This is a genomic window from Gordonia sp. NPDC003425, from assembly GCF_053588635.1.
In genome coordinates this window covers 78,230-101,409 of sequence record NZ_JBSFQI010000005.1, presented here as the reverse complement: position 1 = coordinate 101,409, position 23,180 = coordinate 78,230, and the positions used below count along the sequence as shown (strand labels likewise).

General features: G+C 67.3%; 20 protein-coding genes and 1 pseudogene. 19 read left to right on the top strand and 2 right to left on the bottom strand.

Going from position 1 to position 23,180, the window contains the following annotated elements:
* Nucleotides 1-41: 41 nt before the first annotated feature.
* The 11 genes and pseudogenes from ACWDTD_RS08175 to ACWDTD_RS08125 all read left to right on the top strand — a co-directional run bounded on the left by ACWDTD_RS08175 (nt 42) and on the right by ACWDTD_RS08125 (nt 12,329).
* Nucleotides 42-965, top strand: a complete 924-nt coding sequence (locus tag ACWDTD_RS08175; protein ID WP_449746596.1) for an amidohydrolase family protein — start codon at nt 42-44, stop codon at nt 963-965.
* On the top strand, nt 962-1,819 hold the full coding sequence (locus tag ACWDTD_RS08170) for a 3-hydroxyacyl-CoA dehydrogenase family protein (RefSeq protein ID WP_449746595.1): 858 nt from the start codon (nt 962-964) through the stop codon (nt 1,817-1,819). The genes ACWDTD_RS08175 and ACWDTD_RS08170 overlap by 4 nt, the downstream gene beginning before the upstream one ends.
* Nucleotides 1,816-2,550, top strand: coding sequence for an enoyl-CoA hydratase/isomerase family protein (locus ACWDTD_RS08165; RefSeq protein WP_449746594.1), 735 nt, complete (start codon nt 1,816-1,818; stop codon nt 2,548-2,550). The genes ACWDTD_RS08170 and ACWDTD_RS08165 overlap by 4 nt, the downstream gene beginning before the upstream one ends.
* A 29-nt stretch (nt 2,551-2,579) precedes the next feature.
* Nucleotides 2,580-4,118 (top strand): annotated as a pseudogene (paaZ, locus tag ACWDTD_RS08160) (phenylacetic acid degradation bifunctional protein PaaZ); the annotation flags it as partial.
* Nucleotides 4,119-4,129: 11 nt separating this feature from the next.
* On the top strand, nt 4,130-4,897 hold the full coding sequence (locus ACWDTD_RS08155; RefSeq protein WP_449746593.1) for an SDR family oxidoreductase: 768 nt from the start codon (nt 4,130-4,132) through the stop codon (nt 4,895-4,897).
* 101 nt (nt 4,898-4,998) lie between these two features.
* A complete protein-coding gene (gene boxB, locus ACWDTD_RS08150; protein WP_449746592.1) occupies nt 4,999-6,492 on the top strand; it encodes a benzoyl-CoA 2,3-epoxidase subunit BoxB in 1,494 nt (497 codons plus the stop codon).
* A 98-nt stretch (nt 6,493-6,590) separates the two neighbouring features.
* Nucleotides 6,591-8,336, top strand: a complete 1,746-nt coding sequence (boxC, locus tag ACWDTD_RS08145) for a 2,3-epoxybenzoyl-CoA dihydrolase (RefSeq protein WP_449746591.1) — start codon at nt 6,591-6,593, stop codon at nt 8,334-8,336.
* Between the two features lie 4 nt (nt 8,337-8,340).
* Nucleotides 8,341-9,957, top strand: coding sequence for a benzoate-CoA ligase family protein (locus ACWDTD_RS08140; RefSeq protein WP_449746590.1), 1,617 nt, complete (start codon nt 8,341-8,343; stop codon nt 9,955-9,957).
* The gene (locus tag ACWDTD_RS08135; RefSeq protein ID WP_449746589.1) at nt 9,954-10,976 is read left to right on the top strand and encodes an NAD(P)/FAD-dependent oxidoreductase; all 1,023 of its coding nucleotides are present in this window, start codon (nt 9,954-9,956) and stop codon (nt 10,974-10,976) included. The genes ACWDTD_RS08140 and ACWDTD_RS08135 overlap by 4 nt, the downstream gene beginning before the upstream one ends.
* Nucleotides 10,977-10,986: 10 nt before the next feature.
* Nucleotides 10,987-11,316: a ferredoxin gene (gene fdxA, locus ACWDTD_RS08130; RefSeq protein WP_449746588.1), complete on the top strand. Its 330-nt coding sequence runs from the start codon at nt 10,987-10,989 to the stop codon at nt 11,314-11,316.
* Nucleotides 11,313-12,329: a DUF6158 family protein gene (locus tag ACWDTD_RS08125; protein WP_449746587.1), complete on the top strand. Its 1,017-nt coding sequence runs from the start codon at nt 11,313-11,315 to the stop codon at nt 12,327-12,329. The genes fdxA and ACWDTD_RS08125 overlap by 4 nt, the downstream gene beginning before the upstream one ends.
* Before the next feature lie 80 nt (nt 12,330-12,409).
* Here ACWDTD_RS08125 and ACWDTD_RS08120 read toward each other — a convergent pair whose 3' ends face one another.
* Nucleotides 12,410-14,047, bottom strand: a complete 1,638-nt coding sequence (locus ACWDTD_RS08120) for a protein kinase domain-containing protein (RefSeq protein WP_449746586.1) — start codon at nt 14,045-14,047, stop codon at nt 12,410-12,412.
* Nucleotides 14,048-14,209: 162 nt separating this feature from the next.
* Here ACWDTD_RS08120 and ACWDTD_RS08115 point away from each other — a divergent pair, with 162 nt between their 5' ends.
* The 8 genes from ACWDTD_RS08115 to tuf all read left to right on the top strand — a co-directional run bounded on the left by ACWDTD_RS08115 (nt 14,210) and on the right by tuf (nt 22,058).
* Entirely contained in the window at nt 14,210-15,088 is an 879-nt protein-coding gene (locus ACWDTD_RS08115; protein WP_449746585.1) for an exodeoxyribonuclease III, read from the top strand.
* Nucleotides 15,089-15,186: 98 nt separating this feature from the next.
* Nucleotides 15,187-15,807, top strand: coding sequence for a hypothetical protein (locus tag ACWDTD_RS08110; RefSeq protein ID WP_449746584.1), 621 nt, complete (start codon nt 15,187-15,189; stop codon nt 15,805-15,807).
* 211 nt (nt 15,808-16,018) lie between these two features.
* The gene (locus ACWDTD_RS08105) at nt 16,019-16,651 is read left to right on the top strand and encodes a hypothetical protein (RefSeq protein ID WP_449746583.1); all 633 of its coding nucleotides are present in this window, start codon (nt 16,019-16,021) and stop codon (nt 16,649-16,651) included.
* 118 nt (nt 16,652-16,769) lie between these two features.
* Nucleotides 16,770-17,174, top strand: coding sequence for a hypothetical protein (locus ACWDTD_RS08100; RefSeq protein ID WP_449746582.1), 405 nt, complete (start codon nt 16,770-16,772; stop codon nt 17,172-17,174).
* Nucleotides 17,175-17,647: 473 nt separating this feature from the next.
* Nucleotides 17,648-18,019 (top strand): 30S ribosomal protein S12, encoded by a 372-nt coding sequence (gene rpsL, locus ACWDTD_RS08095; protein ID WP_348805624.1) that lies wholly within the window; start codon nt 17,648-17,650, stop codon nt 18,017-18,019.
* Nucleotides 18,020-18,025: 6 nt separating this feature from the next.
* Nucleotides 18,026-18,496, top strand: a complete 471-nt coding sequence (rpsG, locus tag ACWDTD_RS08090; RefSeq protein WP_449746581.1) for a 30S ribosomal protein S7 — start codon at nt 18,026-18,028, stop codon at nt 18,494-18,496.
* Nucleotides 18,497-18,648: 152 nt separating this feature from the next.
* Entirely contained in the window at nt 18,649-20,754 is a 2,106-nt protein-coding gene (gene fusA, locus ACWDTD_RS08085; RefSeq protein WP_449746580.1) for an elongation factor G, read from the top strand.
* Between the two features lie 113 nt (nt 20,755-20,867).
* On the top strand, nt 20,868-22,058 hold the full coding sequence (gene tuf, locus ACWDTD_RS08080; protein ID WP_449746579.1) for an elongation factor Tu: 1,191 nt from the start codon (nt 20,868-20,870) through the stop codon (nt 22,056-22,058).
* A 160-nt stretch (nt 22,059-22,218) separates the two neighbouring features.
* Here the strand turns inward: tuf and ACWDTD_RS08075 are convergent, their stop codons facing one another.
* Nucleotides 22,219-23,076 (bottom strand): CDP-diacylglycerol diphosphatase, encoded by an 858-nt coding sequence (locus ACWDTD_RS08075; RefSeq protein WP_449746578.1) that lies wholly within the window; start codon nt 23,074-23,076, stop codon nt 22,219-22,221.
* Between the last annotated feature and the right edge of the window lie 104 nt (nt 23,077-23,180).

Sequence of the window (23,180 nt, the reverse complement as noted above, 5' to 3'; positions counted from 1 at the left end):
CTTATATATACAGAAACGACAGACACACGTAGCATATTGCCATGATGAACGCCCACCCGTTGATCGATGCACACGTGCACGCGCCGGTCCTCGGCACACTCTCGCCGGCATGGCGCCAGTGGGCCGACGACTTCGCCCGGGGGTACCGGTGGCAGCGTGGGTACCACCGGGACGGCCGCCCGGATCCCGCAGGCCTCGACGAACTGTTCGCCGAGGAAGGGGTCGACCACGCGCTGCTGTTCTGCGAGTACAGCCCCAAGGCCACGGGCATGCAGCGGATCGAGGACGTGCTACCGATCGTCGAGGCGAATCCGCACCGATTCTCGTTGGTGGCCAACATCAATCCCCACCTGCACTACCCGCCGGTCGACGAGTTGCAGCGGCAACTCGACCTCGGCGCCGTGGCGCTCAAACTGCACCCGGTGCACGGCGGATTCGACCCGAGCGACCGAGACCTCTACCCCGTGTACGCCAGATGTGCCGACCTCGGTATCCCGGTGATCCTGCACTCGGGCACCTCCACGTTCCCCGGGTCCAAGACGAGTATGGGAAACCCCGAACTGCTGCTGGAACCCGTCGACTACTTCGGTGACCTCCAGTTCGTCTTCGCGCACGGCGGGCGTGGGTGGTGGTACGACGTCGCGGCGTTCATGGCGCAGGCCAAACCCAACGTGTGGCTCGACCTGGCCGGGTTGCCACCCCGCAAACTCCCCGAGTACTACGCCCGATTCGACCTCAACCGATTGGCTCGCAAGATGATCTTCGGTACTGACTGGCCCGGCGTGCCGGGCGTCGCCCGGAACGCGGAATCCGTTGCGGCCCTTGGCCTGGACGACGACGTACTCGCCGGCGTGCTCGGTGGGAACGCGCTGCGGGTGTTCGGTCGCATCGCCACGAAACTGCGGCCCGCCCCGCCGACCACTACTGCTGCGCGGTCGGCAACGGCGCAGGGGATGGCGGTATGAGCGCGGACCGCGGGAACGTCGGCGTGGTCGGGGGCGGCACGATGGGCGTCGGTATCGCCTACGTCTTCGCTGCGGCCGGCCGTGGTGTCACCGTCGTGGAGCCCGACGCCGGCCGCGCCGACGCCGTGGTGGCGACCATCGCCGGACGGACCGACAAACTCGTGGCGGCCGGAAGGATGGAGAGCGTTGAGGCGTCCGCCGTGGTGGAACGTGTCGCCGTGGCCGAGAAGGCCGCCGACCTCGCGCCGGGCCTGGATGTGGTGATCGAGGCGGTGCCCGAGATCCCGGACCTCAAAGCGGCGGTGTTGCGCGACATCGAGACCCGTGAGCCGCGCGTGATCGGCACCAACACCAGCTCGATCGCCATCGGTCGGCTCGCCCGGGCGCTGAGTACTCCCGAACTGCTCATCGGCATGCACTTCTTCAACCCGGTCTGGTCGATGCCGCTGCTGGAGCTGATCCGATCGGAGTCCACCTCGCCGCAGACCGTCGACACCGCACTGCGGATCGGCGCGGAGATCGGCAAGGAGACGATCCTGGTCAACGACGTGCCCGGATTCGCGACCAGCCGCCTCGGCGTCGCGATCGGGCTGGAGGCCATCCGCATGCTCGAGGACGGGGTTGCCTCGGCCGCCGACATCGACCGGGCCATGGAGCTGGGTTACCGCCATCCGATGGGACCGCTGCGGCTCTCCGACCTGGTGGGCCTCGACGTCCGACTCGGCATCGCCGAGTATCTCAGCCGCGAGTTCGGCCCCCGGTTCGAGCCGCCGCAACTGTTGCGCGACATGGTCGCTCGCGGTGACCTCGGCAAGAAGACCGGCCGCGGCTTCTTCGACTGGAGCGACGCGTGAACACGCTGGAGGTCGATCTCGACGGCGACGTCGCCCACATCAGGCTGGCCCGCCCCGACCAGCGCAACGCGATCGACACCGCCATGATCGGCGAACTGCACGAGGTCTGTGAACGACTGGAGCGCGCGCCGCGCGTCGCCGTCATCACCGGCGGCACCGACGGCTTCTTCGCCGCCGGCGCCGACATCGCCGCACTGCGCGAGCGCGGTCGCGACGACGCGCTGGCCGGTATCAACCTGCGGCTGTTCGAACGCGTACGCGCACTGCCGATGCCGACCATCGCGGCGATCGACGGGCACGCGCTGGGTGGTGGCGCCGAACTGACCTATGCATGCGACATCCGGATCGGCACGCCCAGAACGCGTATCGGCCAGCCCGAGCCGGGTCTGGGGATCATCGCCGGTGCGGGTGCGTGCTACCGGCTCACCCGGCTCGTCGGGGAGAGCGTGGCCAAACAGATCCTGATCGGCGGACGAATCCTCGACGCCGAACGGGCCCATGCGGTGGGACTACTCGATTCGATCGTCGAACCGGACGAACTGCTCGGTGCCGCAACATCTCTGGCGAAGCGGATCGGCCGCAGTTCGCCCATCGCCATGCGCATGACCAAACTCGCCGTCGACGCAGCCCCCGACGCCCATCCCCAACTCGACCTCGCGATCCAGGCGATGCTGTTCGCCGATCCGGACAAACACGACCGGATGACCGCCTTCCTCGAACGACGCCGTTGACGGCGCTCGCGAAACCCACAGGAGCATTCATGACCGAGATCCTTCCCAGCTACATCCGCGGGGCGTGGTACCAGCCCGACGACGAAGGCCGCGAACTGCTCGACCCGTCGACGGGCAGCCCCGTCGCACGCGCCACCGTGCGCGCCCTCGACTATCCCGCGATCCTCGACCACGCCCGCGACGTCGGCGGCCCGGCGCTACGCGAGCTCACCTTCGCGCAGCGCGCGCACATCCTCAAGGACCTCGCCAAGCACCTGAGCGCACACGTCCCCGCCTTCACCGACCTCTCCCTGCACACCGGGGCCACCCGCCGTGATTCGGCCGTCGACATCGACGGCGGCATCGGAGTGCTGTTCGTGTACGCCAAACTCGGTGCGACACTGCCCGACGGGCCCCTGCTCGCCGACGGCGACATCGATCCGGTCGGCCGGGGCGGCACCTTCGGGGTACGCCACGTCTGGGCGCCGCGGCGAGGAGTTGCCGTGCAGATCAACGCCTACAACTTCCCGGTGTGGGGCATGCTCGAGAAACTCGCTCCCGCCTTCCTCGCGGGCGTGCCGAGTGTGGTCAAACCGGCCACGCAGACCTCGTTCCTCACGCGCGCCGTCGTCGCCGAGATCGTGGCGTCCGGGCTGCTGCCCGACGGGGCACTGCAACTGGTCTGCGCCCGACCCGACGGTCTCGTCGACGCACTCGGCGAACAGGATTCGCTGGCCGTCACCGGCTCCGCCGACACCGCCGCGGCCCTGCGCGTGCACCCTGGGGTCGCCGCGCGCGCCGTCCGGTTCACCGCCGAGGCCGATTCGCTCAACGTCAGCATCCTCGGTCCCGACGTCACACCCGACGACCCCGAATTCGCACTGTTCGTCAAGGGGATCGCCACCGAGATGACCCAGAAGGCGGGACAGAAGTGCACCGCCATCCGACGCGCCCTGATTCCGCGCAATCGCATCGACGAGGTGGTGTCGGCGCTGTGCGAACGGCTGGCCACGGTCACCGTCGGCGACCCGGCCGACGAGTCCGTGCGGATGGGTCCGCTGGTGAGCACCGCCCAGCGCGATGACGTCCGCGACGCGGTCGCACGGCTGCAGAAGTCCGCGACAACGGTTTTCGGGAACCCGTCCACGCAGCCGGAAGTCTTCGCCGCGCGCTCGGATTTCGCCTCGGGCGCCTTTATGTCGCCGGTGCTGTTGCGGGCCGACGATCCCGCCGCCGACGATCTGCACGACGTCGAGGCGTTCGGTCCCGTCAGCACGGTGATGCCGTACGACACGCTCGACGACGCCGTCACGCTCGCCGCCCGGGGCCGCGGCAGCCTCGCCGGATCGGTGGTGACCGCCGACGACACCGTGGCCACGACCCTGGTGGCCGGGCTCGCGCCGTGGCACGGCAGGCTTCTGGTCCTCAACCGGGCCGACGCGGGCGAATCGACCGGGCACGGCGCCGCCATTCCGCATGCGGTGCACGGTGGCCCCGGCCGGGCCGGCGGCGGCGAGGAACTCGGTGGAATCCGCGGCATGCATCACCACCTCGCGCGCACCGCGGTGCAGGGCACCCCCGACTTCCTCGGCGGACTCGCGTGAACACTCCCGAACCGGCGAGTTCGGGCGTCGGCCGGGCTGTCGGACTCCCGAGTGCGCTGGTCATCGGCGGTGGCGGCGGCATCGGTGCCGCGATCAGCCGCCGGCTCGCGCACAGCCATGCGGTCGCGGTCGGGTACCGCGACAATGCCGCCCGCGCCGAAGCCGTCGCCGCGTCGATCGTGCAGGGAGGCGGTCGGGCGCAAGCGGTGGGCGCCGACGTGTCGACGGATGCGGGCGTCGCGGAGGCATTCGCGGCGGCGACCGGACTGGGCGCACTACGGACCGTGGTGCACACCGCGGGTGCGTGGGATTTCACCAAGGTCGGCGAGCTCACCGCCGAGATCGTCGAGCGTGACTTCGCGACCAACCTGGAATCGGCGCTGCTGACCCTGGCAGGGTGCGCACACCACGTCGCCGACGACGGTCGTGTGGTGCTGTTGTCCAGTGCCGCAGCGTTTCTGGCTCCGGCACGCCAGGCGTCCTATGCCGCGATGAAGGCGGGTCTGGAGGCGGCGGCGCGGGTTGCCGCCAAGGAACTCGGCCGACGGCGGATCACGGTGAACGTCGTACGGCCGGGTGCCACGGACACCGATCGCCTGCGGACATCCACCGCGGCGCGGGCAATCGACGCGATGTCGACGTCGAACGTGTTGCAGCGCTTGGGCACCGCCGATGACATCGCCGCCGTGGTGACGTGGCTCGCGGGGCCCGAATCGGGTTGGGTCACCGGGTCCGTCGTCGATGCGAACGGCGGACTCCTCTGAGGAGTGCACGAAATCGACCGTCTTAGTTCTACAAAACACTAGACGTATCGCAATATTTACGTAGAATGTGGAGAGGCAGCCAGTCCATGAGAGGAAACCCTGTGACCGTGGAAGATCGCACCGGTGCGGCACCCGCACCGACCGGACCGCTGAGTCCTATCGACTACTCCGAACGCATCCCGAACAATGTCAATCTCGCCGAGGACCGCAGACTCCAGCGGGCGCTCGAGCGTTGGCAGCCAAAGTTTCTCGACTGGTGGAAGACCCTCGGGCCCACCCTGCCGACCAAGGATGTCTATCTGCGCACCGCCATCGCGGTCGGCCGTGACGGGTGGGCGCATTTCGACCACGTGCCGATGGAGGACTACCGGTGGGGCATCTTCCTCGCCGACCGCAACCCGGAGCGCATCATCCCCTTCGGCAAGCACAAGGGTCAGCCTGCGTGGCAGGAGGTTCCGGGGGAGTACCGCGCCGAACTGATGCGTCTGATCACCGTGCAAGGCGACACCGAACCGGCATCGGTGGAACAGCAACGCATCCTCGGCAACACCGCACCGAGCATCTACGACCTGCGAAACCTGTTCCAGGTCAACGTCGAAGAGGGCAGGCACCTGTGGGCCATGGTCTACCTGCTGCAGGCGTACTTCGGTCGCGAAGGTCGTGAGGAGGCCGAGCAGCTCCTCAAGCGCAACTCCGGGGATCTCGACTCGCCCCGCATTCTCGGCGCCTTCAACGAGGAGACCACCGACTGGCTGCAGTTCTTCATGTTCACCTACTTCACCGACCGGGACGGCAAGTATCAGCTCGGCACCCTCAAGGAATCGGCCTTCGACCCGCTGGCCCGCACCTGCGAATTCATGCTGAAAGAAGAAGCCCACCACATGTTCGTCGGCACCACCGGGGTGCAGCGAACCGTGGAACGCACCGCGGAACTGATGGTGCAACATGGCATCTCAGGCGCCGACGACGAGGCGATCTTCGACCACGGCGGTATCCCGCTCTCGGTGGTGCAGAAGTACCTCAACTTCCAGTTCTCGGTGTCGATGGACCTGTTCGGCTCCGAGCAGTCCACCAACGCCGCCGCCTACTTCACCGGCGGGCTCAAGGGACGGTGGCAGGAGACCCGCCGCAAGGACGATCACGTGCTCGCCGACATGACCTATCCGATGCGGACCGTGCAGGACGGCGAGATCGTCGAGATTCGCGTGCCCTACCTGACGGCACTGAACCTCGACCTGCGCGACGAGTACATGGCCGACTGCGAGAACGGCGTCCGTCGCTGGAACCAGGCACTCGAGGACGCCGGCCTGCCCGATCGGTTGACGTTGCCGCACGAGGGATTCCACCGCAAAGTCGGCACCTTCGCCGAGCACTTCATCTCACCCGACGGACGGGTGATCAGCGAGAAGGAGTGGGACGAGAACGTGGCCCGATGGCTGCCGCTGGCCCACGACCGGGCGCGGGTGGCCGCGCTGATGATCCCGCACTACGAGTACGGCGAATTCGCCGGCTGGATCGCGCCACCCAAGACCGGGATCAACGATCAGCCGGTGGAATTCGATTACGTCCATCTGCGCGAAGAGGCCCTTCTCTGAGCGTGTCCCTGCCGGTCGGGAACCCGCGCCCGCGATCGCGGGTTCCCGATCCCCGTCCCCACACCCTCACCGTCCAGCCCCCAAGAGGTGAATTCTCCATGACCGCCACCACAGCTTCTCCCGTCGGCGAGATCGTCCCCGACGCCAACGACCCGCACCAGCCCGACGTACCCCCCGCCGTTGTACCGTCGGTCGACTTCGACACCGACCCGTCCCGGTACCGGCACTGGCGACTCGACATCGACGGACCTGTCGCGACACTCACCCTCGCCGTGGATCCGCAGGGCGGACTCGTCCCGGGTTACGAACTGAAGATGAACTCCTACGACCTCGGCGTCGACATCGAACTCTACGACGCGGTGCAGCGCCTGCGTTTCGAGCATCCGGAGGTCAAGGCCGTCGTGGTCACCGGCGGCCTCGAGCGGATGTTCTGCGCCGGCGCCAACATCCGGATGCTCGCCGGGTCGCCACACTCGTGGAAGGTGAACTTCTGCAAGTTCACCAACGAGACGCGCAACGGCATCGAGGACGCCACCGCGAACTCCGGCCAGACCTACATCGCCGCGGTGAACGGCACCGCGGCCGGTGGCGGCTACGAACTGGCCGCCGCCTGCGAACAGATCGTGCTCGTCGACGACGGATCATCGGCCGTGTCGCTGCCCGAGGTGCCGCTGCTCGGAGTGCTGCCCGGTACCGGCGGACTCACCCGTGTCGTCGACAAGCGCAAGGTGCGCAAGGACCGCGCCGACGTGTTCGCCACCCGCGCCGAGGGCGTCCGCGGCACCACGGCGGTGAGCTGGGGCCTGGTCGACGAGACCGTCGCCCGATCGGACTTCGACGCGGCCGTTGCCCGTCGCGCGCAGGCGGCGGTGGACGGCTCATCGCGTCCCTCCGGTGTCCCGGGCGTGGCGCTGACACCGTTGGGGCGCACCGAGACCGACACGCAACTGGAGTACACGTACGTGAGCGCGCTCCTCGACGCCGACGCACGCCGCGTCGACCTCACCATCGCGGTCCCGGATGCGCCACCACCACCGGATGCCGACGGTGTGCGGGAACAGGGTGCCGCCTACTTCCCGCTGCAACTGGCCCGCGAACTCGACGATGCCATCCTCCGGCTGCGTACCAACCACAATGACCTGGGCACCTGGGTGTTTCGCGTCACCGGGGACATCGAGGTGGCCACCGCCTACGATGCGCAGCTCGAGGAACTTGCCGGCGACTGGCTCGTCAACGAGATCCGGCACTACCTCAAGCGGACGTTCAAACGTCTCGACGTGACCAGCCGCAGCCTCATCAGCGTCATCGAACCGGGCAGCGCGTTTGCCGGCTTCCTCGCCGAGATCGCCTACGCCGGCGATCGCCAGTACATGCTCGAAGGCGTGTACGAGGATATCGACCCCGATGCCGACCCGGCCGTCATCCGGCTGACCGCGGCGAACTTCGGCAGCTACCCGATGGGCAACGGACTCACCCGGCTCGAGTCGCGCTTCTACGGGCACGAGAGCGACCTCGCCGCGGTGCGCGAGTCGGCCGGGATACTGCTCGACGCACCCGCCGCCGACGAACTCGGGCTGCTGACCTCGGCGCTCGACGACATCGACTTCGCCGACGAACTGCGGATCGTGCTCGAGGAGCGGGCATCGTTGTCGCCCGACGCGCTGACCGGGATGGAGGCCAATCACCGCTTCGTCGGTCCGGAGACGATGGAAACCAAGATCTTCGGGCGTCTGACCGCATGGCAGAACTGGATCTTCATCCGGCCCAACGCGGCCGGACCCGACGGTGCGCTGCGGCGCTACGGCACCGGCCATCGCGCCGAGTTCGACGTGAAGCGGGTGTAGCGGGATGGTCGCAACGGTCCCGGCGGGATTCAACGCCGCCGAGTATCTGGTACATGCGCGGGTCGCCGAGGGATTGGGCGACAAGACCGCCCTCATCGGCACGCGAACGGTCACCTATGCGGAGCTGTCCGACGAGGTCGCGCGCGTCGCGTCCGGGCTGCGCGCCATCGGTCTGCATGCCGACGACCGGGTGATGCTGGTGATGAGCGACGACGTCGAGATGGCGGTGACCATCCTGGCGGCGTTCCACGCCGGGCTGGTGGCCGTCCCCGTCTCGACCATGCTCAACGGCGCCGAGTTGCACAAGCTCGTCGTCGACTCCGGCGCGCGGGCACTGGTGGCGACCCCCGAGTTCGCCGACACGGTGGCCGCCGCGGTGGTCGACGCACCCGATCTCGCACATCTCGTGACGGTGCGCGACGGGGCGGTGCGCGATGTGACGGTGGGCGAGGTGACGGGGGGCGACGTGACAGAAACATCGCCTGCGGGAGTGACACGCCACGACTGGCGAGAGCTGTTGAACCGCAGCCCGATTGAGATCGCCTCCACCATGACCGACTCGTGGGCACTGTGGCTCTACACCTCGGGCACCACCGGGAGCCCCAAGGCCGCGATGCACCGGCACGAGAACATCAAATGGGTCTACGAGACCTACGGGCGGCAGACGCTGGGGATCGGCCCCGACGACGTGTGCTTCTCCGTGGCGAAACTGTTCTTCGCCTACGGGATCGGCAACAGTCTGTTCTTCCCGCTCGCGGCCGGTGCGACCGCACTGCTGATGCCGTTGCGGCCGACGGTGGAGTCGGTGGGCGACCGCCTCGCCCAGGGACAACCGACACTGTTCTTCGGCGTGCCCACCTTCTACGCGACCATCGTCAACTCGGCGTTGCCCGACGACGCCTTCGCGTCGGTGCGGTGGGGAGTGTCGGCGGGCGAGGCGTTGCCACCCGCGCTGCAGGAGAACTTCCGGCGGCGATTCGGCGTCGACATCCTCGACGGCATCGGCTCCACCGAGGCACTGCACATCTTCCTGTCCAACCAACCCGGTGACATCAAGCCGGGCACCACCGGAAAGGCCGTGCCCGGTTACGAACTCGAGATCCGCGACGCCGACGGCAACCTGGTGTCAGCGGGCACACCGGGACGGCTCTTCGTCCGCGGCGAATCGATCGCCCTCGGGTACTGGCATCGCACCGAGGCCACCCGCAGCGTGTTCGAGGGATCGTGGCTGTCCACCGGCGACACGTACCTGCGCGACGAGGACGGCTACTACCAATGCCTCGGACGCTCCAACGACCTGCTCAAGGCCGGTGGGATCTGGGTGTCACCGTCGGAGGTGGAGTCACGGCTGCTCGCGCACCCCGCGGTTGCCGAAGCGGCGGTGGTCGGGCTGCCCGATTCGGCCGGCCTCGACAAACCCATCGCCGCGGTGGTGCTCACCGACGACGCCAGGGGAACGGTCACAGCCGACGACCTGATCGATTGGTGCAGAGAGGAATTGGCGTCGTTCAAACGGCCGCGGGACGTGATCTCCGTCGACACACTGCCCAAGACCGCCACCGGTAAGCTGCAACGATTCCGTGTCCGGCAGCAGATGCTGCCGACCGTGACAGGAGCATGACGATGACACCGACCGCCATCGTCGACCGCCGCACCGACCTCGTCATCGTCGGCGCGGGACCGGTCGGGCTGTACGGGGCCTACTACGCGGGGGTGCGCGGACTGTCGACGGTGGTGGTGGATTCGCTGTCGCAGATCGGCGGGCAGGTCACCGCGATGTATCCGGAGAAGCTGATCTTCGACGTGGCCGGATTTCCGGCGATCAAGGGCCGCGACCTGATCGCCGGGCTCGAACAGCAAGCCGCGCAGTACGATCCGCTCTTCCTTCTCGGCCGTGAGGTGCAGACGTGTACCACCGGGTCCGATGGCAGGCACCTGGTGACCACCTCCGCGGGCGACCGGATCGACTGCGGTGCGGTGGTGATCACCGGCGGGATCGGGACCTTCACCCCGCGCGCGCTGCCCGCCGGCGAGGACTTCCTCGGCCGGGGACTGGACTACTTCGTCCCCGACGCGGCGCCGTACACCGGCGCCGACGTACTCGTGGTAGGTGGGGGAGACTCGGCCCTGGACTGGGCGCTGATGCTCGAGCCGATCGCCCGATCGGTGACGGTCGTGCACCGGCGCAAGGCTTTTCGGGCACACCACGGCACCGTCGAGCAGGTCATGGCGTCGTCGGTCGAAGTCATCACCGATGCCGAGGTCAGCTCGCTCACCGGTGACGCCGCGTTGCAGGCCGCCAGTATCACGCTCAAGGCCGACGGCACCACCCGCGATGTCGGGTGTCAGCGTGTCGTGGCAGCCCTCGGATTCATGGCCAACCTCGGGCCGCTGCGTGACTGGGAACTCGAACTGCACGACAACCGGCACATCGTCGTCGATCCGGCGATGCGCACCACACGGCCCGGCATCTACGCCGCCGGCGACATCGCCGACCACGACGGCAAGGTGCGGCTCATCGCCGTCGGGTTCGGCGAGGTGGCGACGGCCGTGAACAACGCCGCGGTGTACATCGACCCTGCGGCGCAACTGTTTCCCGGACATTCGACCGACGCCCAGCCCGCGCCGGTCCCGGCATGAGGAGGTACCGATGCCCTATGTGATCGCCAGTCCGTGCATCGACGTGATGGACAAGTCGTGCACCGAGGAGTGTCCGGTCGACTGCATCTACGAGGGTGAACGCAAGCTCTACATCAACCCGAAGGAATGCATCGACTGCGGGGCCTGCGAACCCGTCTGCCCGGTGGAGGCCATCAGCCAGGATCGCCGGGTGGCACCCGAGGACGAGGAGTTCGTGGAGGACGCACGCCGATTCTTCACCGAGTTGCTTCCCGGGCGTGCGCAACCGCTCGGTGCGCCCGGCGGCTCACACAAGACGGGACCGATCGGCGTCGACACCCCGATGGTGGCGGAGAAATGAGCACCGACTTCGGCGTCGTCGCCGACACCGCGCCGCGCATGGTGGGACGTCCCGTCGAGGAACTGTCGGATACCGAACTCGAAGTGCAGGGCAAGCGGGCGCACGACACCCGCAACTGGGTGTTCTTGCACGGCACCGCCGAACAGTTCGCCACCCACACCCGGCGCATGCTGGCCCTCGAGCAGGAGTACCTTCGCCGTCACCCCAAACGGACGTGGCAGGGCCGCGCGGGCGATGCGGCGCCACCGCGCAGCGACGACCCGGTACGGGCGCTGCTGATGATGATCGACACCGCCGGTGGACGGATGCACAAGCTCGAATTGCATCAGGCCGCGCGTGAATGCGGCGTCACGCGCGAGACGCTCGCCTCCCTCTACGGCACCGGCGGCTATCTCGCGGCCGACCGCGCCGACCGCGTGCTCACCGAAGCGGGACGCATGGTGGCCCGCGGGGGTGAGGCCGACGGCCCGTCCGGATCGGTGGCGCTGTCGTGGATTCACGAGCAGTCGCCCACCTGGGACACCGACCGCGAACGCATCATCGGGCATGCACCCGAAGGCGTCTTCGATCTCGCGTCGCGTCCCGGCGACCGGATGACAGGCGAGTGGTGGCGTGCCGAGGACGCCGACGGCGTGGTCGGGTACGGCTGGATGGACAGCGCCTGGGGCGACGCCGAGATACTGCTCGCCGTGGAAACCCACCGGCAGTCTCACGGCGCGGGAACGTTCATCCTCGATCACCTCGAGAGCGAGGCGGCCGCACGCGGCGTGAACTACGTGTACAACACCGTCCGCGGCGACCGGGCCCATCGGGCGCGGGTGCGGGGATGGCTCGCAGGACGCGGCTACGCTGCCGACCCGGGAGGGGAGATCCTGCGAAAGCGGGTGGGCGGACGGATCATCCGTGACCCGGCGCACCCGCTCTACGCGCCGGTGTTCGACCGCTCGTCCGACCGTGGTCCCGGCGGTGAGGAGGCCGGCGGCTACGTCGACCCCGAGTTCCAGCAGTACTGATCGGCCAGGCATCGACCGGTCGGGGTTGCTCAGCGGTCGGGGTTGCTCAGTGGTCGGGGTTGCTCAGTGGTCGGGGTTGCTCAGTTGGGTGCCGCACGCCGCGCAGGTATCGACGCGAGAGCGGCGAGGACCGCGGCACCGGCGGCCCCGATGATGACCCACAGACCGGGGCCGACGGCGCTGGCCGGCAACCACTCCGAGAACGGCGCGAGGTCGGGGTCCGCGGCCGCAACGGCCGCCCACGGATCGTGGATCGCGCGCGCGGCGAGCACCGCCCCCACCGCGCCGCCGGCGAGGGCGATGATCGTTCCCACCACCCACACCGAGCGGATGGCCATGAGCGCCCCGGCGACGACGAGAAGCACTCCGCCGATCAGTGTGAACGCTCCCGGTGAGGAGTAATCGGCGTCGGCCAGCGTGTCACCGGGAGCGGCGCTGTCCTTCAGCGACACCGATCCCAGACCGGTCACCGAGTATGTTCGAAGCCCCACGTCGTCGGTGAAAGCCACCCGGGCCCACTCGATCGCGCTGCCCACGACCATTGCGATACCCGCGAGCGCCACGATCGCCGCACACATGAGAACCGCCGCGCCGGTGCGTGATCGTGTTCTTCGGGCAGGCGCATCGCCGGTAGGCGGCCCCGCGGCCCGAGGCGACGGGTGCGGTCCGATGTCGGACGTCGCGGGTGTCATGTCGGCGGAACCCGGTGCCGGTGCGCTGTAGGCCTGCGGCGCCGCATGCTCGGTGACCGGAAACGAACCGGGTTGGCCGTGGGTGCCGGAGTTCTGGGGACCGGTGACCGGGTGTGTGCGCGACGGTCCCGACACATACAGCGGCGTGGTGGCAACCGGGTGGGACACGGTGGCCGGTTCGTCTCGGCGCGGATTCACCGACTGACGTCCACGAACCGACAACTCGTACGCGAGCGACCGGCAGTCGGGATAGCGGTGACCCGGGTCCTTGGCAAGCGCGACAGCGAAAACCGGGTCGAGCGCGGCGAGTTCGGGGCGCGACCGGCTGATCCGCGGCGCCGGCCGACGCAAATGGGCCAGCATGAGCGCCGGAATGGCGTCAGCCGTGAATGGTGGTGCGCCGGTGAGAAGTTGATATGCCGTGCAGGCCAGTGAGTACTGGTCGGATCGTGCTCCGGCCGGTGCGCCCTCGATGATCTCGGGTGCGCAGTACGACAGGGTCCCGACCAGGGCGTTGGACGCGGTCAGTGACGTGCCCGGTGCGTTGGCCAGTTTCGCGATGCCGAAGTCGAGAACCACGACGCGATCGACCGAACCGCAGTCGGCGCGGGTGACCATGATGTTGGCCGGCTTGACGTCACGATGGATCACGTCGTGGGAGTGCGCGTAGTCGAGGGCGTCGGCGACTCGTGCGACCACGTCGAACACCTCGTGCGGCGCGAGGCGAGCGGCGGTGAGATCTTCGCCGTCGATGTAGCTCATGGTGAACCATGGGGTGTCCTCGGCCATACCGAAATCGTGGATGGTGATGATCCCGGGGTGCTCGAGGGTGGCCGTCGTTCTGGCCTCGTTGGTGAACCGTCGGGCGAACTCGGCATTGCCCACGCCGGCAACCGAGATCACCTTGAGGGCCTGCCTGCGCAGGAGATGCGGGTGCTCGACGAGGTAGACCTGGCCCATCCCGCCGGCACCGAGAGTGCCGATGACGGTGTATCCGGCGAATGAGGAGCCGGGTTGCAGTGTCATGGCCACGCCCCTGTGATCGGTGATGGCGGCGTCGTGGCGCAACCATGACACACCGGCGCTCGGGGCCGCCAGGGGTCGTCATTCGAACGAACCATGTGCCGCACCGGACTGCAGGGCCGCCGGGCCCGCAGGTCCGCTCCTGCGACGACTACGGTGAAACACATGCGCGTGGCCACCTGGAATGTGAACTCGGTGAAGCAGCGGATTCCGCGTCTGCTGCCGTGGCTCGACGAGCGCGCCCCCGATGTGGTGTGCCTGCAGGAGACCAAGCTCTCCGACGACGCGTTCTACACGGTACTCGGACCCGAATTCGCCGACCGCGGTTATGAGTTCGCGCACGTCGGCCAGGGACAGTGGAACGGGGTGGCAATCCTCTCGCGCGTGGGACTCGCCGATGTGCGACGCGGATTCGACGACGCCCCCGGCTATCCCGATCCGGCGTCGGAACCGGAGGCGCGTGCGGTGTCGGCGGTGTGTGGCGGGGTGCGCGTCTATTCGCTGTATGTCCCCAATGGCCGCGAGCCCGACTCCGATCACTACCGCTACAAACTCGACTGGCTCGACCGGCTGCGCGACGCGGTGGCACCGGAAGCGCCGACCAGCATGCTGTGTGGCGACATCAACATCGCGCCGGCCGACGCCGACGTATTCGATCCCGCGGCCTACATCGGTCACACCCACGTCACGGTTGCCGAACGCGGCGCACTCGAGGACATCGAGGGACTCGGCCTGCGCGACGTGGTTCGTGATCGCTGGCCGGACGAACGCGTGTTCAGCTACTGGGACTACCGTGCCGGAATGTTCCACAAGGATCTGGGAATGCGCATTGATCTGATCCTCGCCGGGGCTGATGTGGCCCCGCGTGTGCAGGCGGCGTGGGTGGATCGCGCCGCGCGCAAGGGCACCAAACCCAGCGACCACGCGCCGGTCGTCGTCGACCTCGACTCCGCACCCGACGGGGACATCGGGCCGATGGTGCCGCCGCCGTCGAATCCGGCTCGCAGAGGTGGCGCAAGGGTCGTTCTACCACAGCAGAAATAGCACCGACGACTAAAATCAAAGGTGTCTCTCAGGTTGTCTGGAGACCCCCGATCACATCGTGTGACCGTCGAATCCTGTTGTCTCGAAAGGCAGGGATCATGAAGCACATGTCCCGGCTCCTGGTGCTGATCGCCGCGATCACCGTGGCCGCACTGGTCGCCGGATTCACCTATTCACCCGCGCGCGCCACTCCGGCGTACGCGACGCCCACCTACGTCGCGCAGCTCGCGCCCGGTGGGTCCGTGGTCACCGCGCACCTCACCGGAGCCAGGTTCGCTCCGACCCCGGTCGGTGGCCAGGTCGCCATCCTGGACCGCGCCGGCGGCGTACTCGAGCAGGTCGCTCTCGTGACCGAACTGAACGGGGTCGCGGTGCCGCTGCGGGTCTCGGTGGGTGCCGACCGCTCGACCGCAACCTTCACCCCATTGCTCTCCGACGCCATGCTGGCGAGCATCCGGCAGAGCGCGCACCCGGTGTCGGCGAAGAAGGACAAGGCCTACATGAACATGATGTGGCACCTCAACAACGGCTGGAACCGCGGTAACGCCGCGGTGACCACCGCCGTCGGTGCTCTCATCGGCTTCGCGGTCGGGTTCTTGCTGATCGGCGGCTGGCTCATCACCACGCCCATCGGTGCCGCGATCGGTGCCGCGGTCGGCATCAACGCCGGCGACCCGAAGGCCGGCCAGTCGGTGCTCGACTGGATCAACACCCCGTAGCGCCGAGCCGCTCGCTGATCGGCCCCGCCGACCGCCTGATCGCGGTCGGCGGGGCCATCGACGTTCACCTGATCGGACGAATCCGGCGCAACCGACGGGGTTTCGCGCTGCCCGCTGTCGGTCCCCGCCGCTAGCATTCAGCTGCCTCTCAGGTTCGGGCCGTCGGCTTCGATCCGAGGCGTTGTCTGTTGTCGAACAAGATCGGGGAACCATGAGAAACCTTCACCGCGTCGTATGCGCGATCGCCGCGCTCACCGCAGCGCTGCTGATCATTCCGCTCACCAACGGATCTGCCAATGCGGCACCGCCCGCGCCGTACTTGTCTGCCGCGTTCGCCCCGGGCGGCACAAGTGTGTCGGCGTCCCTTCGTGACGGTGTCTTCCGTCCGAACGCGGCGAACACCGAACTGCAGGTGGTCGACCGCGGCGGCCGGGTGCTCGACGCCCTGCCCCTGGTCGGGGAGATCAACGGTGTGCAGGTACCGGTGCGCTACACCCTCGGCGGTGGCGGGTCGAGCGTGACGATCACGCCGGAGCTGACCGAGCAGCGGCGCACCGACATCCTCGCCGTCGCCACGGACGTCGCCGAGAAGAAGCCGGCCAAGCCTGCTCCCAAGCCCAAGCGACTCACCAAGCAGCAGCGCTACGACATCATGATGAAGGAGCTGCAGAAGGGCTGGAAGGACTTCACCCCGATCTCCACCCTCATCGGTGGTCTCATCGGATTCATCGTGTTCGGCTGGATCGGAGCCGCAGTGGGTGCCGCGATCGGCGCCTACGTCGGGTACCAGACCACCAACCCGAAGGCGTGGCCCGCCGTCGTGGCGTGGTGGAACACGCCCTAGCGCACGGATATCGCCGCGCTCGCATCCAATGCGGCCGTCATCCACCTGTGGGCCGGGTCCGGTTTCGAGCAACGGACCCGGCCCACAGATGTGTCAGCATTCGAGGGTGACAGATCGCATGCCATCCGGTCGCCGGGACACGGGCGCCGTCGCCGGGTGGCGCGGCATTCTGACCGAACGTCGGGGTGGTCCGCTGCCGCCACGCCGCGCCGCATCGCGGCTCTCGGCCTATGTGTACGGCAACATCCTGGTGCTCGCGGCCGTCGTCGCCGTCTCTCCCCACGACCTCGAGAGTGGGCACGCGTTCTGGATCGTGATCGGCACCGGAGCAACGACCTACGTCGCCCACGTCTTCGCCGACCTCGTCGCACAGGGCAGCATTCCCGAGGCGCACGGCGGATCGCACGACTCCGCACCCACCAACGCCGACCGTGACCACGTTCTCGGCGAATTGCGCGACGCAGTGCCCATCGTGTCGTCCGCCGCCGCCGTGGTGGCCCTGAAGGTGGCCTTCGGTCACTGACGACCTCGGCAGCGGGCCGCACGGGTGGTGATCTGCGCCGTGGCCGGCCTGATGTCGGGAAGAAACGTGATTCGCGGGGCGTTCCACACCACGTAGTGGTCACCGCGCGTTCACCGTCTCGTGGACCATCGGTGAGCAGGTGGTTCCGTTTTTTGACCTCTAGAAACCGGATCGGTAGAGTAGATCGTCGGTGCCCGGCACAGTCGGGCGGAGTCCGCATGCCCTCGACGGGTCGGAGAACACCGACTGGTCGTCCCTCAACCGGGGGAGTAGGCATACAGACTGCCACGCGAATCCGCCGTCGGAACGATGACACGCCCGACCTCGGGGTAGCAATAATTACACTGACCAGCACGTATGTGCCGGTGGGGCGAGTTGTGGAAGCAACCAGATTTCGGCGAAACCGCTGAACTGCGCGCTTGCCCGGAGCACAAACCACGACACGACGACAACAAGAGGAAAGAAACTCACCAGTGCCAACAATCAATCAGCTGGTCCGCAAGGGCCGCCACGACAAGGCCGCGAAGAAGAAGACGGCCGCCCTCAAGGGAAGCCCGCAGCGTCGCGGCGTGTGCACCCGCGTGTACACCACCACCCCGAAGAAGCCGAACTCCGCGCTCCGGAAGGTCGCCCGTGTGCGTCTGACCAGCGCCGTCGAGGTCACCGCTTACATCCCGGGTGAGGGCCACAACCTGCAGGAGCACTCGATGGTGCTCGTGCGCGGTGGTCGTGTGAAGGACCTTCCCGGCGTTCGTTACCGCATCATCCGCGGCTCGCTCGACACCCAGGGTGTCAAGGACCGCAAGCAGGCCCGCAGCCGCTACGGCGCCAAGAAGGGGAACTGATAAGTCATGCCACGTAAAGGACCCGCACCCAAGCGCCCCCTCGTCAACGATCCGGTCTACGGTTCGACCCTGGTCACCCAGCTGGTGAACAAGATCCTGCTCGACGGCAAGAAGTCGACCGCCGAGCGCATCGTCTACCAGGCCCTCGAACAGGCCCGCGAGAAGACCGGCACCGACCCGGTGATCACCCTCAAGCGTGCGCTCGACAACGTCAAGCCCACCCTCGAGGTCAAGAGCCGCCGCGTCGGCGGTGCCACCTACCAGGTGCCCGTCGAGGTCAAGCCCGGCCGTGCGAACACTCTCGCGCTGCGCTGGCTGGTGACCTTCAGCCGTCAGCGTCGTGAGAAGACCATGGTCGAGCGTCTGGCCAACGAGCTGCTCGACGCATCCAACGGTCTCGGCGCGTCGGTCAAGCGACGCGAGGACACCCACAAGATGGCCGAGGCCAACCGGGCGTTCGCGCACTACCGCTGGTGAGAACGTGCCGCGCGTGAGGCATCGTGCCTCACGCGCGGCCCCAGCGGTGTCGGCCCCGGCCGTGTTGACCACGCAGTGTTGACCCCAGCCCGTTCACCCCAAGCCCCGTTCACCCCAGCCCCGTTCAACAGCTATTCCCGAAGGGAAACCACGTGGCACAGGAAGTGCTCAGCGACCTGAACAAGGTCCGCAACATCGGCATCATGGCGCACATCGATGCCGGCAAGACCACCGCGACCGAGCGAATCCTCTACTACACCGGTGTCAACTACAAGATCGGTGAAACCCACGACGGTGCCTCGACCACCGACTGGATGGAGCAGGAGAAGGAGCGGGGTATCACCATCACCTCCGCTGCGGTGACCTGCTTCTGGAACAAGAACCAGATCAACATCATCGACACCCCCGGCCACGTCGACTTCACCGTCGAGGTGGAGCGCAGCCTGCGTGTGCTCGACGGCGCGGTCGCGGTGTTCGATGGCAAGGAAGGCGTCGAGCCGCAGTCCGAGCAGGTGTGGCGTCAGGCCGAGAAGTACGACGTGCCGCGTATCTGCTTCGTCAACAAGATGGACAAGCTCGGTGCGGACTTCTTCTTCACCGTGCGCACCATCGAGGAGCGCCTCGGGGCCAAGCCGCTGGTGCTGCAGCTGCCGATCGGCGCCGAGGACGACTTCGACGGCGTCGTCGACCTGATCGAACAGCGGGCCATCACCTGGCGGGGCACCGTCGAGATCGGTGCCGAACCGACCATCGAGGAGATTCCCGCCGACCTCGCCGACCAGGCCGCCGAGTACCGCGAAAAGCTGCTCGAGACCGTTGCCGAGAGCGACGAGGCGCTGCTGGAGAAGTACTTCGGCGGCGAGGAGCTCTCCACCGACGAGATCAAGGGCGCGATCCGCAAGCTGACGATCGCCCGCGAGTACTACCCGGTGATCTGCGGCTCGGCCTTCAAGAACAAGGGCGTGCAGCCGATGCTGGACGCGATCATCGACTACCTCCCGTCCCCGCTGGACGTGCCGAGCGTCGAGGGCCATGCGGTGGGCAACGAGGAGGAGATCCTCTCCCGCAAGCCCAGTGCCGACGAGCCGTTCTCGGCTCTCGCGTTCAAGATCGCCGCGCACCCGTTCTTCGGCAAGCTGACCTTCGTGCGTGTGTACTCCGGCCACATCACCGCCGGTACCCAGGTGCTCAACGCCACCAAGGGCAAGAAGGAGCGCATCGGCAAGCTCTTCCAGATGCACGCCAACAAGGAGAACCCGGTCGAGGATGCCCGCGCCGGCCACATCTACGCGATGATCGGCCTCAAGGACACCACCACCGGTGACACCCTGTGCGACCCGAACGCGCCGATCGTGCTCGAGTCGATGAGCTTCCCCGACCCGGTCATCAACGTCTCCATCGAGCCGAAGACCAAGTCCGACCAGGAGAAGCTCGGCACCGCGATCCAGAAGCTCGCCGAAGAGGACCCCACCTTCTCGGTGCACCTCGACGACGAGACCGGCCAGACCGTCATCGGCGGTATGGGCGAGCTGCACCTCGACATCCTCGTCGACCGTATGCGTCGCGAGTTCAAGGTCGAGGCCAACGTCGGCAAGCCGCAGGTGGCCTACCGCGAGACGATTCGTCGCACCGTCGACAAGCACGAGTACACCCACAAGAAGCAGACGGGTGGCTCGGGTCAGTTCGCGAAGGTCATCGTCAAGCTCGAGCCGCTGGTGGACGCCGAGGACGGCGCCACCTACGAATTCGAGAACGCCGTGACCGGTGGTCGCGTGCCGCGTGAGTACATCCCCTCGGTGGATGCCGGTGCGCAGGACGCGATGCAGTACGGTGTGCTCGCCGGTTACCCGCTGGTCAATCTGAAGGTCACCCTGCTCGACGGTCAGTACCACGACGTCGACTCGTCGGAAATGGCCTTCAAGATCGCTGGAGCGCAGGCCCTCAAGGAGGCTGCGAAGATGGCGAACCCGGTCATCCTGGAGCCGATCATGGCCGTCGAGGTCACGACTCCGGAGGACTACATGGGTGACGTGATCGGCGACCTGAACTCCCGCCGTGGCCAGATCCAGGCCATGGAGGAGCGCAGCGGTGCCCGTGTCGTCAAGGCGCAGGTTCCGCTGTCGGAGATGTTCGGCTACATCGGCGACCTGCGGTCGCGGACCCAGGGCCGGGCAAACTACTCCATGGTGTTCGACTCGTACGCCGAGGTTCCGGCGAACGTGTCGAAGGAAATCATCGCGAAGGCGACCGGCGAGTAATCCACTCGCACGCGAGCTTTCACGACGCGCCGCACGGCGCGGCAACAACGTAAGAAAGAAAACCCCTGCTGGGATCCGCCCAGTAGAGCGACACAGTCCAGGAGGACAAACAAGTGGCGAAGGCGAAGTTCGAGCGGACCAAGCCGCACGTGAACATCGGCACCATCGGTCACGTCGACCACGGCAAGACCACCCTGACCGCGGCGATCACCAAGGTGCTGCACGACAAGTACCCGGAGCTGAACAAGGCCTCGGCGTTCGATGAGATCGACAAGGCTCCCGAAGAGAAGGCTCGTGGTATCACGATCAACATCTCGCACGTGGAGTACGAGACCGAGAAGCGTCACTACGCACACGTCGACGCCCCCGGTCACGCCGACTACATCAAGAACATGATCACCGGTGCTGCCCAGATGGACGGCGCGATCCTCGTGGTCGCCGCCACCGACGGCCCGATGCCGCAGACCCGCGAGCACGTGCTGCTGGCCCGCCAGGTGGGCGTGCCCTACATCCTGGTCGCCCTGAACAAGGCCGACATGGTCGACGACGAAGAGATCATCGAGCTCGTCGAGATGGAGGTCCGCGAACTGCTGGCCGCCCAGGAGTTCGACGAGGAGGCCCCGGTCGTCAAGGTGTCGGCGCTCAAGGCCCTCGAGGGCGACCCCGAGTGGGTCAAGTCCGTCGAGGAGCTCATGGACGCTGTCGACGAGTCGATCCCGGATCCGGTCCGCGAGACCGACAAGCCGTTCCTGATGCCCGTCGAGGACGTCTTCACCATCACCGGCCGCGGCACCGTGGTCACCGGTCGTGTGGAGCGCGGCGAGGTCAACGTGAACGAGGAAGTCGAGATCGTCGGCATCCGCGAGAAGTCGCAGAAGACCACCGTCACCGGTATCGAGATGTTCCACAAGCTCCTCGATTCGGCTCAGGCCGGCGACAACGCCGGTCTGCTGCTCCGCGGCCTCAAGCGTGAGGACGTCGAGCGCGGCCAGGTCATCGTGAAGCCGGGCACCACGACCCCGCACACCGAGTTCGAGGGTCAGGCCTACATCCTGTCCAAGGACGAGGGCGGCCGTCACACCCCGTTCTTCAACAACTACCGTCCGCAGTTCTACTTCCGTACCACCGACGTGACCGGCGTCGTGACCCTCCCCGAGGGCACCGAAATGGTCATGCCGGGCGACAACACCGAGATGAGCGTCAAGCTGATCCAGCCGGTCGCCATGGACGAGGGCCTGCGTTTCGCCATCCGTGAGGGTGGCCGCACCGTGGGTGCGGGTCGAGTCACGAAGATCATCAAGTGACGCACTGAACGAACAGCAAAGGCGCCCGGTCACGACAGTGGCCGGGCGCCTTTGTGTTGGCGTGGCTTCCCGCGCACCCATTTCCTTGCCGCGCATGTAATCCCCGACGCGGGAAGGAAATGGATCCGCGGGAACGGCTCCGACTCGAGTCAGGCCGCGACTACTTGTACCGCCACCCGTAGATCATGTCCATCAGGCCGGTCCCGCGGCCGGGGAGATTGCGGGTGCTGTTGAGCAGATACCAGGTGTTGGGCTGACCGGCGTAGACGACACCGATCGACTGGTAGTCCATGACCTCCTTGCCGGGTAACACCTGGTCGAGTTGCGCGAACAGGTTGGGCATCGTGCCGCGGTACTTCACCACGCGGAACTGTCGGGTGCCGCCGCTGAAATGAGGGTTGATGCGCAGCTTGTAGTTCGTCGACATCCAGTTGTTGAGGTTCGTCGGCATGTTCGGGATGGCCCGCAAGTCGGCGAGGGTGTCCGGATACACCTGCGCGAGATGGATGTGCAGTTGGTCCTGACCGCGTGTGTCGGCGGAGTTCACGCCGAGCGCGAAGGGTTTGGCCGGGTTCACCGCGACGTAGTTGGGGATCTGGAACCACGCGGCGCTCCACAGGTTGAGCTGGGAGCCGTTCTCCAGATACGGGCACTCGATGCCCTTGATGCGGTTGGTGGGTAGCAGCAGGAAGTCGTCCTTGAAGCCTTTGCTGTCGCCACCCTTGCGGATCGCGTAGTACTTGGGGTCCAACGGGTTCGGCTGGTACTGCGGTCCCGGTTGCACTACCGCCAGGTTGCTGCCCGGAGCCCATGGTTTGGTGCCCTTGACCTGTCCCCACAGGTATCCGCGGCCGGTGGTCTTGTCGCTGTAGTGACCGCAGGCATCGGGCGGTGCAGCCGACGCGACGCCGGGGACGCCCCCGCCCAACAGGGTTGTGATGGCGATGCCGGCGCCGAGGACGAGTGCGGCGAACCTGCTGCGGCGGGCGTTTCGACTCTGATGACCGATGTGATTCATGCCGGGCCTTTCGCCTCGGAGCGCCGGTGACGTGCGCCTCTGATGCGAGAGTGTGCCACCGCCACACCCGGCCGGGTTGGGAACGGCGACATTGTCTGTTTTCG

Coding starts and splice junctions, on each gene's coding strand:
- ACWDTD_RS08120 (WP_449746586.1), bottom strand. CDS start 14,047: ATGACACTGCAACCCGGCTCCTCATTCGCCGGATACACCGTCATCGGC.
- rpsG (WP_449746581.1), top strand. CDS start 18,026: ATGCCACGTAAAGGACCCGCACCCAAGCGCCCCCTCGTCAACGATCCG.
- ACWDTD_RS08115 (WP_449746585.1), top strand. CDS start 14,210: ATGCGCGTGGCCACCTGGAATGTGAACTCGGTGAAGCAGCGGATTCCG.
- ACWDTD_RS08140 (WP_449746590.1), top strand. CDS start 8,341: ATGGTCGCAACGGTCCCGGCGGGATTCAACGCCGCCGAGTATCTGGTA.
- fdxA (WP_449746588.1), top strand. CDS start 10,987: ATGCCCTATGTGATCGCCAGTCCGTGCATCGACGTGATGGACAAGTCG.
- ACWDTD_RS08075 (WP_449746578.1), bottom strand. CDS start 23,076: ATGAATCACATCGGTCATCAGAGTCGAAACGCCCGCCGCAGCAGGTTC.
- ACWDTD_RS08105 (WP_449746583.1), top strand. CDS start 16,019: ATGAGAAACCTTCACCGCGTCGTATGCGCGATCGCCGCGCTCACCGCA.
- ACWDTD_RS08100 (WP_449746582.1), top strand. CDS start 16,770: ATGCCATCCGGTCGCCGGGACACGGGCGCCGTCGCCGGGTGGCGCGGC.
- ACWDTD_RS08110 (WP_449746584.1), top strand. CDS start 15,187: ATGAAGCACATGTCCCGGCTCCTGGTGCTGATCGCCGCGATCACCGTG.
- ACWDTD_RS08175 (WP_449746596.1), top strand. CDS start 42: ATGATGAACGCCCACCCGTTGATCGATGCACACGTGCACGCGCCGGTC.
- ACWDTD_RS08125 (WP_449746587.1), top strand. CDS start 11,313: ATGAGCACCGACTTCGGCGTCGTCGCCGACACCGCGCCGCGCATGGTG.
- ACWDTD_RS08170 (WP_449746595.1), top strand. CDS start 962: ATGAGCGCGGACCGCGGGAACGTCGGCGTGGTCGGGGGCGGCACGATG.
- ACWDTD_RS08135 (WP_449746589.1), top strand. CDS start 9,954: ATGACGATGACACCGACCGCCATCGTCGACCGCCGCACCGACCTCGTC.
- boxC (WP_449746591.1), top strand. CDS start 6,591: ATGACCGCCACCACAGCTTCTCCCGTCGGCGAGATCGTCCCCGACGCC.